The following is a 12,041-nucleotide window of genomic DNA, read 5'->3' as shown; positions in this document are numbered from 1 at the left end:
ACTCACGGTGACACCGGAAGGAACCCTTATTATTCCGACGGTCGGAGAGATTCGCGTCACTGGCCTGAAATTAGCGAAAGTGAAAGAACGCGTTCTCGAAGAAATTCGGCTCAAATACATGAGGGGTAACCCGTCTGTGACACTGCTCAGCCCTCGAGACCTCGTCGTAACGGTAACGGGTAACGTTCGCTATCCAGGCCGCTACGTCATGAGTGCTGCCCAACGTGTCGACAGATTGTTGCAGGAAGCAAACAAAGCCGTAAAGAAGACGAGCGACAAAACTGCAACGGAGGAACTCCGCATTGAGGAGAACCCCAGCTACCAGCCTGAAAATGCATCCAAAAGAAGTATCGTGGTTCGTCACCGGGATGGTACTTCACAGAGGGTCGATGTTCAGGAGTACTTTGCCTCCCGAAACGAAACGAGGGATCCGTTCTTGCAGGAGGGGGACGAAGTATTTGTCCCGCGATCGGACAACGCGAAAAATCTGTTCGCCGTTTATGGCGCGGTGAATGCCCCTGGGAGGTTCGAGTATATCGACGGTGACAGTGTCCTCCAGGCTCTTGCCTTGGCGTATGGACTTACCAAGCGCGCCAATCTTGACAGCATTGATCTTGTTCGAATGGATCTGCAGACGGGGAGACTCCTGTCGACGATCATTCGCGCGAAGAATCTCTTCCCCGGCTCCCCGGAAAATTTCCCTCTCGAACCTGGAGACAGAATTCTTGCGAGAGAGAAATTTGATTTGAGACAAGATTACCGGGTTTTTGTGGAAGGAGAAGTAAAATTTCCGGGAATCTATCCGATAACAAAAGAAAACACAAGGCTGTCGCAAGTGATTCAACAGGCAGGCGGGTTAACAGGATTTGCATCGCTTCAATCTTCACAATTTCGCTGTCGTCAATGGTAATGGTCTTGGGCACGCCTTCAATCAGGTTGCGCCCCTTGATTTCCATGGTGAGCGGCTTGTCCAGCGGATAGGCCGATCCAATTTCAATCTTGATGGTTTCCGCGGTGCGTTCGCCGATGAGCAAATTGTATTTGCGCTTGAGGTAATTCATGATGGCTTCATCCATCTGATTACCCGCCATACGCACGGAGCGTGAATAAACGATGCCGCTGAGCGAGATCACGGCAATATCCGTGGTGCCGCCGCCGATATCCACCACCATGTTGCCGCTGGGCTCGGTGATGGGCAATCCGGCGCCAATGGCCGCCACCATCGCCTGCTCCACCAGGTGGACCTCACTGGCTTTGGCACGATAAGCGGAATCCATGACGGCGCGCTTTTCCACCTGCGTAATTTCAGAAGGCACGCCGATCACAATCCGCGGATGCACCAGCATCTTGCGGTTATGCGCCTTCTGGATAAAGTAGTTAAGCATTTTTTCCGTGACCTTGAAGTCGGCAATCACGCCGTCTTTCATGGGCTTAATGGCCACGATGTTTCCCGGAGTGCGGCCCAGCATCTCTTTCGCTTCCTTGCCCACGGCCTCTACTTCCCCGGTGTTTTTGTTGATCGCCACAATCGAGGGCTCATTCACCACAATGCCCTTGCCTTTGGCGTAGACCAGCGTGTTGGCGGTCCCCAGATCGATCGCCAGATCGCTGGAAAACATGCTGAAGAGCGAGCGCAAATTATGAATGCGCGAATTCTCTGATTTAAAACCGTTTTTCGACATACCAGATTCTTTCTTCTATTAAATAACTTCGGTCACGGCCGAACAAGCTTTAGACGGCGCACTAATCCCGTCCCAACCTCTTCAGCTTTCCGTGCACAAACTTTTCTGGGGACCTCTTACTGTGATACAGAAACCAAAATCGGGCAATAAGCGATTCTACTGTATAGTGATCGGCCTCGTTACTGTATTCACTCCGCCCTTGGCGTCCTGTGCCGTAATCGTTATCACATTCTCGCCGGTGGGGAGAGGGTTGGTGAAATGGCGGAAAGCGCCATCACTCGCCACCACCGCCTCCTGCCCATTGACCATCACCCGGGCATTGGGCTCGGTGTGTCCCTTCACTTCAATCACATGCCCCATTTGTACAAAATCTCCTACTTCCAGTGCCAGCGATCCCGTACCTTTGGGCACAATGGTGAACCGGTAAATCTCGCTTTCAATCGATTCTTTCCCGTCCTGCCCAATCGACCGCACCTGCCAATAATAAGGAACGCCTTCCTGTAGGTTCGTGACCAGTACCTGCGTTGCCGCCTTTTTGTCGTCCACTCCTGGCCCGGTGAATGACGGGTTGCGGTTGATCTTGATGTGGTATTCCTTCACGGTATCCACAGGAGACCAGGAGAACATTACTCCCTTCGTCGCCTGGTCCAGGAAAACATTCTGTAACGGGGCCGGTGAGATCAAAGTGGGAGGCTGAAGCTCCTTGGATTTGACCAACCCTTTGGAATTGCTGGTGAAAGATGCCTTGGTGTAACTCTCCAGAGGTATGGTCTGCCCGCCACGGGTTACCTCACCCGAACCTTTCTTCACCAGGATCTCGTGCTGGTCAGCGCGGATATCGTTCATCACTTCCGCCGAACTCTCAGATGCGATGGTGGCCGTTGCATCGCCCACAATTACCTGCGACTTTGATCCGCTGGCCAGCGTGGATGTTGCTAGATCGACCTTTCCGGTCGTAACCTGCACCGCCACTTTTGTCTGCTGCGAACCGTTGACGGAGTTTTCCTGAATCGTAATCAGCGACGCCGGCTTCACCGTGTAGTTAGTGCCGTCCGTGAATACCACCTTGGCCATGCCTTCTGGTGACGTCTGGACAACGTCACCGCGCTCCAGCGCCAGCGAATAGTCTGCCACCACCCAGGTATTTGTGCTCGCTTTGCGCACGCGCACATTGCCATCAATGTTGGTGAAATGGGCCTGTTGCGGACCGGGATCGGGAGCCGTGCCGTTCTCGCCCCCGCCGACTCCCATTTTATTCAGGATTTTTCCCAGTCCAATCTGGCCGGAAAGAATCAGTTTATTGGCTGTATCAGGAAACGCAAAATACATCACCACAAACGCAAGCAATACAATGGCAAGCATTCCCATCAGCACGCTGCGATAGGTGATGGTGACGTATGAAATCTGAAATGCGGATTTTCGCTTTTGCGCCACAGACTTTATAAAGTTGGGGAGTTATCGGTGGCTACAGATTAACACAACGCTTGCAGCCGTTAGATGGGCTCCCTTGGCCCCGACTAAGGTGTTCGGTCTATCTCTCAAATCGGCCAGAACACTCCCGTCAAATGTTGTAATTAAAGCAGAAAGCAGAGCAACTGGCAGTAGCCATGTTGATTCTGGCAGTAACGATAGGGTCATGCACCTTGCATTTCCCATCACCCGGTTGCCTAAACGCGTCCGCCTGACGCAAAATTGATCATGCCTTCAACAACCGGATCTCGTTCTCAGGCGCTGGAGTCTTTGCTGGGACGCATTCAAGCGCATACTGCGAAAATAGGAATTATTGGCCTTGGTTATGTCGGACTGCCGCTGGCCCTTCTGTTCAATGAAGCCGGATTCCCCGTCACCGGGTTCGATATTGACGCGGAAAAGGTAAAGGCCCTGAATAATGGCCGCTCCTATATCTATCGCATCCCGAAAACCGAGATTGCCGCCGCTGCCGCAAAGGGCTTTTGGGCCACAGACGAGTATGGCCACGCCAAGGACATGGATGCCCTGATCATCTGTGTTCCCACCCCGCTCAATGAATACCACGAGCCCGACCTGAGCTATATTCGGGAAACTGCCAAAGCCATTGCGCCGCACGTCCATGCAGGCCAGCTGATTGTTCTGGAGAGCACCACCTATCCGGGGACGACGGAGGAAGTGCTTATCCCTGTGCTGGAAGCCGGCAACAAGGCCAAGCTCAAAGCCGCCCGTCCTGAGCAGGACGATCCAAAAACAACCTTTCTGGTGGCGTTTTCTCCTGAACGCGAAGATCCGGGCAATGACACAGTGGCCCGGAAGGACATCCCAAAGGTTATCGGCGGCGTAAACCCGGCGGCTTCAGAGGTTGCTGGCGCGGTTTATAACTCCATCTTTAATCGTGTAGTGCCGGTCTCCAGTCCGGCGGCGGCGGAGATGACCAAGCTACTGGAAAATATCTATCGCTGCGTGAACATTGCGCTGGTCAACGAACTCAAGATGCTCTGCCTGCGCATGAATATCGACATCTGGGAAGTGATCCGCGCCGCATCGACCAAGCCCTTCGGCTTTCAGCCGTTTTATCCCGGCCCGGGATTGGGCGGACACTGCATCCCCGTGGATCCTTTTTACTTGTCATGGAAGGCCAAGGAGTTTGACTTCCATACCCGGTTCATCGAACTGGCGGGCGAGATCAACTCGGCAATGCCCTATAACGTGGTTGACGCCGTCACCGCAGCGCTCAATCGCCATAAAAAATCACTGAACGGATCAAAAGTGTTGGTGCTCGGCGTGGCCTACAAGCGTGACATCGACGACCTGCGTGAATCGCCCGCACTGACGATCATTGAAGAGCTGCAACGCCGCGGCGCCGACGTGGCCTATAACGATCCTTATTTCCCCAAAGTAGGACGCGGACGCAAGTACAACCTGCAAATGACCTGCGCTCCGCTGGAAAAACTGGGCCAATACGATTGCGTCCTCATCGTAACCGACCACAGCGATTACGACTATAAAAAGATCGTTCAGGAAGCGAAGCTGGTGGTGGATTCGCGCAACGCGACAAAGGGGATTGAATCAGAGAAGATAGTGCATTGCTGAAGAGCAGCAATTAGCAACTGGCAATTAGTACTCACCAATTGGCCAAAGAAAGTTAGCCGCGAATTTCGCGAATGCACACGAATCAGAAAAACAATGATTCGCGTATTTCGCGTTGATTCGCGGCCTATTATTTTTTGATCAGCGTTCATCTGCGCAAATCTACGGCGACGAGCCTTTCACTGATTGCTGATGGCTGAGTGCTGAACGCTCAAATCGAACTCATGTTCGACAGGAACTGGCCATTTGAAGGTGTCTTGCCCAGCTTGTCGATTAGCAATTCCATGGCTTCCACTGGTGAGAGCGGGTTCAGCACTTTGCGCAGCACCCAGATTCTCGCCAGGTCTTCCTTGGGAATCAACAGCTCTTCCTTACGCGTTCCGGAGCGCTGAATATCGATTGCCGGAAAGACGCGCTTGTCGACCAGTTTGCGGTCGAGAATGATTTCACAGTTGCCGGTACCCTTGAACTCTTCAAAGATCACGTCGTCCATGCGCGAGCCGGTTTCCACCAGCGCTGTGGCAACGATGGTGAGCGATCCGCCTTCTTCAATATTGCGGGCCGCGCCAAAGAAGCGCTTGGGGCGTTGCAAGGCGTTGGAGTCCACGCCGCCGGAGAGCACTTTGCCCGAAGGCGGAACAATGGTGTTATAAGCGCGCGCCAGGCGTGTGATGGAATCCAGCAGGATCACAACGTCGCGCTTGTGCTCGACCAGGCGCTTGGCTTTTTCAATCACCATTTCCGCGACTTGCACGTGGCGGGCAGCGGGCTCGTCGAAGGTCGAAGAGATAACTTCGCCTTTGACCGAGCGCTGCATGTCGGTAACTTCTTCTGGGCGTTCGTCGATCAGGAGCACGATCAGCACAACTTCCGGATGGTTGGTGGTGATGGAGTTGGCGATGTTCTGCAACAGCATGGTTTTGCCGGTGCGGGGCGGCGCAACGATCAGGCCGCGCTGGCCCTTGCCCAGCGGAGTCAACAGATCCATCACGCGCGCGCTCACATTTTCTTTTACTGTCTCCAGCTTCAGGCGCTCTTGCGGATACAGTGGCGTGAGGTTATCAAACAGGATCTTATTGCGCGCTTCTTCCGGCGATTCAAAGTTGACCGCCTCAATCTTTACCAACGCGAAATATTTTTCGCCTTCATGCGGAGGCCGCACTTGGCCGCTGATGGTGTCGCCGGTCTTTAAATCAAATTTGCGGATCTGCGAGGGCGAGACATAAATGTCGTCCGGTCCGGGAAGGTAGTTGTAATCAGGAGAGCGGAGGAAGCCATAGCCATCAGGCAGGATTTCCAGCACACCTTCAGCAAAGATATGCCCCTCTTTTTCACTCTGGGCCTGCAGGATTTTGAAGATGAGGTCCTGCTTGCGGAGACCGCTGGCGCCAGGGAGGTCAAGGGTGCGCGCGATCTTGGTAAGCTCAGTAATATTTTTTTCTTTGAGTTCTGCGATTGTCATTCGTCACCTACGGGAGTTTTTGTGCTTGATAGGAAGGATTGCTTGAATCAGAGGCGAGACCTACGCCCTCAAGAAACCTGAGGGCCCGCCAGACGGCCTTGACTGGCGGGATTTTTCAGGAAAGTCTATTATGCAGCGCGGCGCTGTTGCTGCGCAACTGGTTCGTGCTTCAGCTCAATCACGGCCTCAGGCTCCGGTGCCTGGCCCACGCGAACAAGGACGTCATTCATCGTCTCTTGCACACGGGTGTTGGGCTTGTGGAACTTCCGCGTTGCCTTGGAAATCAATTGACACAGAAGATAGCGGTTACGCACCGTGTCGAGTGCGTCATAAATCAAGTCAGAGCGCATGACTGTATTTTCTCCTTAAGAATAAGTTCAGTATTAGTGAATTGATTCGTCAGTTACGAAATGAATTCAAATTTTTGGGTCTTGACCGAGCACACAAACTTTTCTGCCTCTTTCAGACCGGCAAAAACATCTGTTGTTATGGGAAATACCAGAGACCCTTGTGCGATTATTAGACGCAAATATGGGTGTCTAAGTTGCTTATTTCTTGACTTTGTTTGAAGTGGCCATTTTCGGAACAAAGCCGACAACGAACCCATTCCGTAAGACGTTCTACGGTAAACGGCCTTGCCCCAAACGTCAAGAGTTTTTTGCGCTGGTGCTCTGGCTCTTAAGTCTTTATCTTCTTATGATTTACTGATATCGCACCATTTTTCCGCAGCTTACCTTGGTAACTTGAGAGGTTCAGTTATGGCCGATGCCCGCTATCCTATCGGACGCTTCACTCCAGACCAAAACCCAACGCCTGAGACTCGCAACCGCCACCTTGAGCAGATTTCCGGCACACCTGCACGTCTACGCCAGGCAGTTGCCGGATTAACAGCAAACCAGCTCCGGACCCCGTATCGGGACGGTGGCTGGACTGTCCAACAGGTCGTCCACCATTTGCCGGATAGCCACCTGAATGCCTATATTCGGTTCAAGTGGGCCCTGACCGAAGACGCACCTACCATCAAGCCCTACCATGAAGCAGCCTGGGCTACGCTCAAAGATTCTGAGTTAACCCCTGTAGATGTATCACTTACGCTGCTCGAATCCCTGCACACACGCTGGACGGTATTGCTGCGGTCGCTCAAGGCCGAAGATTTTCAACGTAAATTCGTCCACCCCGATTCCGGTGCTCACGATCTCGACTGGCTGCTGGGCCTTTATAGCTGGCACGGCAACCACCATGTGGCGCACATTACGGGCCTGAGGGAGAAGATGGGCTGGTAAGGCGAGCTTTTTCTGAAACCCCGAGCCTAGCGAGGGGCCCCTATCACCGCAATGTATGTTAGGGTGCAAAAACTAAAACGCGCCATGTCTGTTAATCAGCACATGATTCAGAGTTAGCGCGTGAGAATTGTTGTTTCACAAGGGGGCCTGGTAACGATAGGGCCCCCTCGCTTCGCTCGAGGTTTCAAAAACAGATTGCTCCTACGGCAGGAACCCCAAGTCCTCCGGCAATGGCCCCGCTATGGGCGTTTCAAACAATGGCGGCACGCTGGGCGGCAGCAGCCCAACGCTGTCCGGATCGATTGTGAGCGCGCCATCGGTGGCAAAAAATACTCCAATCTGGATTTGTGGCTCAATGGCAATCGGCTTTGGCAATGAGGTCAGGAACGTGTGCGGATTATGCAGTCCCAATCCCAACGGGAAAGCGATGTCATTGCGGTAGAAGGTCGCCCGGTCCGTTAAATCTCCGGAACGGATCAATGCAGTTGCTGTCGGGTTCGGCACGGTCATGTCACCGCGTGCAAACTGCACAATCACGGATTTCGCCAGATCGCCCGGCAACGGATTCTTGCGGATGAACGGCGCCCAGGCTACGGGATCGCCAGCCTGACCGAGCCATCTGCTGGTGTCTTCCACGGTTTGAATTGCAACAGCTCCGGGGACATTATTGATTACCGGCGGAAGGTTGCGAAGAGGGCTGTTGTCATTAAAGAAGATCGGCGGGCCGGCATTGAGCAGCGCCGGAACACGCACTGCCAGTGACTGCGTGAGCAAGAGCTGGAATGAAGGGCTTAGGCGAACAATGTCGATGATTGGACCGCCGGGAACATTCGGAACACCAGCTCGGATGTCGGGCTCGATGCCCATGAAAATCGTGCCGTAAATGCCGCCGAATGACTGGCCGGCATAGTAGATGCGGTTAGGATCGAGCGACTGTAGCCCATCGCCGTTCACGTCAACTCCGCCCTGAATGGCGCGAACCAGTTCCATCAGGTTGGCAGCGGTTTGCTGGAGCGCATCGCGCGATCCAATAGTTCCCTGCGCGCTGGCAAAGAATGTGGAAGAACCTTCAGCGCTTGTGATCTGGCCGTTTCCGTCCTGGTCAAACCCGCGGCCGCCTTCAAGAAACGTGGTTGCTGTGGTGCCCTGCTGCACGGTCAGCGTGCTGTTGGGACCAAAGCCATGGCCCACGACGTTAATTGCGATGCTGGCGATACCGTTGTGCGCAAGCACGGACGCAACCGCAAATGGCGCGCCCTGCTTGCTGTCAGTGAATCCGTGGCCAAAGATCGCCACTGGCCAGCCATTGGTGGGGCGTGGCCCTGAAGGAATAAACAGGTTGAAGAAAACATCTTCCGTGCCCTGCGCGGGAACGCTTTGCCGCGTCGGCACCTGCGGGATGAACACGTTGGCGTTCTGCCAGTGCGTTCCACTGAATTTGCCAAAGGCCAAGGTGCCTACCGATCCGGGGAACACCTGCAACGCGGCCAGGTCCGCATTCAGGTTTGTCGGAATCAGCGGGCCAACCGTGAGAGCTTGCACGTTCCATGTGAACCCTGTGACCGTGTTCAAGGGAAATACTGTTTTCTCACCACCGGTTCCCAGGTTGAAATTTACTGCGGGTGAAGCGGCGCTCTTGATCTGCTCGCGGATGCTGCGCAGTGTAGCCGTCGCACTCTCAGTGGTAAACACGCTGGCGGCGGCAATATCTTTCCTGTCCAGGCCGAGCGCCCCAAGCACGTCGCCCGAAAGAGCGCTCTTCAGCGATTGACGATATGCCTTCAACAAGGCGTCTTTGGTTTGGCCGAAGTTCAGGTCGCGACGGAAGTTGGCGAAGTCATCGGAGACGGCAAGCGGGTTTCCTGCGGCATCGTGCACGCCGGTGGTGACTACCAGCACGTAGTTCGAATCTTCGTCCAGATGGTCGTTCGATTCCGCGAACAGCGTCAGGCTGGCAGGGTCCCATACGATCTGGTTGATGCCGATGGCCTGCGGAGTAAAGTGGTCGAACTCCTGGCCCAGCGCATTGCCCGGCAGCTTCACCAGGAATACGGTGCTGCTGTTCACCGTGCTCACGTCAATCGCGCCGTCAAAAGGTATGGAAATGCGCGGCTGAAGATTGAATCCATCCAACTGGTTCACCAGCATTAAGTCCGCGCAGTCAGAAGGATTGGTGGCACAGTTGGGCAGCGGAATATTCACGCGCAAACCCGTAAGCTGCTGTGCATCAAACACCGTAAAGCGGTCACTTGGAAACGGCGACTGCGTGGTCGATTGCAGGTTAAAGAGCGGATGCGTCTCGGCCAGGGCCAGAGCAGGTGTTAGAAGTGCGGTCGCAACCAAGAAAATAATGGCGCGGCGAATGAATGAATATTTTTCATTGAGGGTCGTATGCATGGCGGTGGAATACCTCCAGGGGGAGTTGCAACGGGTGACGAGAACGATAGACCTTCAGGAAAGCCTTGTCAATGGCTGCTAAGACGAGGGTTTGAGAACGCATGGGATGATGAAATCGCCGCAGATTTCCGCAGACGATCGCTGAGCAAAAGAATCAGCCGCGAATCAACGCAAAAGACGCGAATCCAATGTCGATTTCGTGTTCATTCGCGAGCACTCGCGGCTAATTTTATTTCGTTATCCTCAGCCATTAGAAGGCGTTACAGGGCACGCCTCCACCGTCATTATCGCCGTGCTTACGGGCGCAACGAGTTGCGTCAAAGGCATCAAAGGGGCGCAGGAACTGCGCCGGATGGAAGAGGAAGAACGAGGGAGGCGCCACGTTCAGCGGTCCCAGGGTTGCCGCCTCAGCATTCAGCGCGTCCGCGTGAAGGTCGGGCCAATGGCCCGTATCCAGGCGGCTGATCAGGTTTTCCAGAGCCGTAATGGTCTCTGCCGGAGTGAACGTGCAGTGTCCGGCGCGATGCACGAAGATCTGGCGGAGGAGCCGTTCGTTGCCGGCCTCGCGCACCACGTCACGATAAGCGCTTTCATTCTGGTTGGAAACCAGGCCATCACCTTCCGTGTGCATGCTGAGCACGGGGAAATCGATATCTCCGTTGAAGATGATGTTCTGTTCAAGATAGTCCACCGCGTTAGGCTCGGCGGAGATGCGCGCGGCCTTGTTCAGGGTTTCCAGATCGTCTTCCAGGTTGAGCCCCGCCTGTTTATAAAGAGCGCGAACTTCCGCGCCGTTGACGGAATGTTCAAACTGCTCCCTGTAGTTCACACCGGTATTCCATGAAGGATTGCCACCGGCACGAAACTCCAGCTCCGCGCGAAAAGCAAAGATAAACGGGAAGTCAACCTGCTGCGCCCACAAGAACTGGTTGTCGGCCTGGGAAGCAAAATCATTGGCGGCGGGCTCGGGTGAGGCAGGATTAAACCAGCCAGGCAAATCTCCGAAAGAGTTTGCCAGGGCCAGGCGCGCACGGCCCTGCGGGGTTGCATTGGCCGCAGCCAGCAGTTGCTCCGCCAGCAGGAAGTTGGCGGTCGGGTTGGCGATGTTGACAACCTGAAGAGGCCCTCCGGGATTGAAGAAGGTTTTAAAAGCGAAGGCGGAATCCAGCGCCTGGTTCCAGGTGGCAACTCCGCCGGAAAGTACGCCGCACATCGGCAGCGCCGCGTCAAACCGGTTGGGATTTCTCTGGATCAGGCCGGCAGTGATGATGCCGCCCAGGGAATGCCCCCAGGCAATGGTGCGCATGGGCGTGCCAACCTGCGCGTTGAAGAGGTCAAGCACGGCGATCTGGTCCACCAAAGCTTCATGAATCGCCCAACCGGTGGTGGCATAGGATGAACCCGCCAGAGCAAAACCATTCGCCAGGAGGAATGCGCGGGTGCCGGGATCACCCACGTCCTGCGCGGGGTTGGCTGAGCCAGGCGCTACATAGCCGTGGGAGTACAGCAGCAATGTGCCGTTCCATGGCGAGGGCACTTCAATCAGGTATTTGGCTCCATCAGCGAAGGAACCGGCAATCGTTGTGGTTGCGGCCTGGGCCGGAACTGCAGCCAGGCACGCCAGCACCAGCGCAAAAACTAACATCAGGCTAAAGCGTGAGTTCATAAGCTTCATGGGGAAGATCTCCTTCTTGCGGAACTTGGAATCAGCGACTGAAGATAACAGAGGTCGCTTGGAATAATCACAGGTGAGGTTTGATACACAGCCGTCTTAATATTGCGGACGGAACAGCGGGGCTGGCCTAACGGCTGATTCATACATCCGGCTGGAAGCAATACCAGGAACGGTGCGGAATTATCTTAGACGGCTCGCACTTTGTCAAAAGGCATAAGGACTTTCACCACAAGCATTTCAACATGCTGACACCTCACCTGGACGGTCCTGAGCTCTTGTTTTGGGACGCCGATTCGCGGGAATGCTACTTACTTCCGCCTTGGCCGGTGCACCAGTTCGCCGCCACAATTGGGACAGACGCTCTTCATCTCCGCCGCGCATTTCTCGCAAAAAGTGCATTCGTAAGAGCAGATCATCGCCATGCCATTGGCCGGCAATGCTTGGTGGCATTTCTCGCATTCCGGTTTCATCTGTAAAGCCAT

9 protein-coding genes and 1 pseudogene are annotated in these 12,041 nt (G+C 54.6%); 3 read left to right on the top strand and 7 right to left on the bottom strand.

Annotated features, from left to right (window positions below; all coding sequences use genetic code 11):
* On the top strand, positions 1–910 hold a 910-nt coding region (locus LAO76_07000; protein MBZ5490662.1), incomplete at its 5' end, for an SLBB domain-containing protein.
* On the opposite strand, the pseudogene LAO76_06995 reads toward LAO76_07000, so the two are convergent.
* A pseudogene (locus LAO76_06995) lies at positions 840–1,682 on the bottom strand (rod shape-determining protein). The gene LAO76_07000 and the pseudogene LAO76_06995 overlap by 71 nt on opposite strands.
* Positions 1,683–1,838: 156 nt before the next feature.
* Positions 1,839–3,116: a hypothetical protein gene (locus tag LAO76_06990; GenBank protein ID MBZ5490661.1), complete on the bottom strand. Its 1,278-nt coding sequence runs from the start codon at positions 3,114–3,116 to the stop codon at positions 1,839–1,841.
* Positions 3,117–3,380: 264 nt separating this feature from the next.
* On the opposite strand from LAO76_06990, the gene LAO76_06985 reads away from it, so the two are divergent.
* Positions 3,381–4,745 (top strand): nucleotide sugar dehydrogenase, encoded by a 1,365-nt coding sequence (locus LAO76_06985; GenBank protein ID MBZ5490660.1) that lies wholly within the window; start codon positions 3,381–3,383, stop codon positions 4,743–4,745.
* 208 nt (positions 4,746–4,953) lie between these two features.
* Here the strand turns inward: LAO76_06985 and rho are convergent, their stop codons facing one another.
* Both rho and LAO76_06975 read right to left on the bottom strand, forming a co-directional pair.
* Positions 4,954–6,204 carry a transcription termination factor Rho gene (gene rho / locus LAO76_06980; protein MBZ5490659.1) on the bottom strand — a complete coding sequence of 417 codons (1,251 nt, stop codon included), beginning with the start codon at positions 6,202–6,204 and terminating at the stop codon, positions 4,954–4,956.
* 128 nt (positions 6,205–6,332) lie between these two features.
* Positions 6,333–6,554 (bottom strand): DNA-directed RNA polymerase subunit omega, encoded by a 222-nt coding sequence (locus tag LAO76_06975; GenBank protein ID MBZ5490658.1) that lies wholly within the window; start codon positions 6,552–6,554, stop codon positions 6,333–6,335.
* A 408-nt stretch (positions 6,555–6,962) separates the two neighbouring features.
* On the opposite strand from LAO76_06975, the gene bstA reads away from it, so the two are divergent.
* Positions 6,963–7,487 (top strand): bacillithiol transferase BstA, encoded by a 525-nt coding sequence (gene bstA / locus LAO76_06970; protein MBZ5490657.1) that lies wholly within the window; start codon positions 6,963–6,965, stop codon positions 7,485–7,487.
* A 201-nt stretch (positions 7,488–7,688) separates the two neighbouring features.
* On the opposite strand, the gene LAO76_06965 is transcribed toward bstA, so the two are convergent.
* The 3 genes from LAO76_06965 to LAO76_06955 all read right to left on the bottom strand — a co-directional run bounded on the left by LAO76_06965 (position 7,689) and on the right by LAO76_06955 (position 12,041).
* Positions 7,689–9,884 carry an Ig-like domain-containing protein gene (locus LAO76_06965; protein MBZ5490656.1) on the bottom strand — a complete coding sequence of 732 codons (2,196 nt, stop codon included), beginning with the start codon at positions 9,882–9,884 and terminating at the stop codon, positions 7,689–7,691.
* Positions 9,885–10,134: 250 nt separating this feature from the next.
* Positions 10,135–11,559: a prolyl oligopeptidase family serine peptidase gene (locus LAO76_06960; protein MBZ5490655.1), complete on the bottom strand. Its 1,425-nt coding sequence runs from the start codon at positions 11,557–11,559 to the stop codon at positions 10,135–10,137.
* A 308-nt stretch (positions 11,560–11,867) separates the two neighbouring features.
* Positions 11,868–12,041 carry a DUF1272 domain-containing protein gene (locus LAO76_06955; protein MBZ5490654.1) on the bottom strand — a complete coding sequence of 58 codons (174 nt, stop codon included), beginning with the start codon at positions 12,039–12,041 and terminating at the stop codon, positions 11,868–11,870.

This window comes from Terriglobia bacterium (assembly GCA_020072645.1).
Taxonomy (GTDB): Bacteria; Acidobacteriota; Terriglobia; order Terriglobales; family Acidobacteriaceae; genus Angelobacter.
This window is presented reverse-complemented; position numbering and strand designations above follow the sequence as displayed.

Excerpts from the sequence above, each read along its gene's own strand:
- LAO76_06955 (MBZ5490654.1), bottom strand. The coding sequence starts at position 12,041 with ATGGCTTTACAGATGAAACCGGAATGCGAGAAATGCCACCAAGCATTG.
- LAO76_06960 (MBZ5490655.1), bottom strand. The coding sequence starts at position 11,559 with ATGAAGCTTATGAACTCACGCTTTAGCCTGATGTTAGTTTTTGCGCTG.
- LAO76_06975 (MBZ5490658.1), bottom strand. The coding sequence starts at position 6,554 with ATGCGCTCTGACTTGATTTATGACGCACTCGACACGGTGCGTAACCGC.
- rho (MBZ5490659.1), bottom strand. The coding sequence starts at position 6,204 with ATGACAATCGCAGAACTCAAAGAAAAAAATATTACTGAGCTTACCAAG.
- LAO76_06985 (MBZ5490660.1), top strand. The coding sequence starts at position 3,381 with ATGCCTTCAACAACCGGATCTCGTTCTCAGGCGCTGGAGTCTTTGCTG.
- LAO76_06965 (MBZ5490656.1), bottom strand. The coding sequence starts at position 9,884 with ATGCATACGACCCTCAATGAAAAATATTCATTCATTCGCCGCGCCATT.
- bstA (MBZ5490657.1), top strand. The coding sequence starts at position 6,963 with ATGGCCGATGCCCGCTATCCTATCGGACGCTTCACTCCAGACCAAAAC.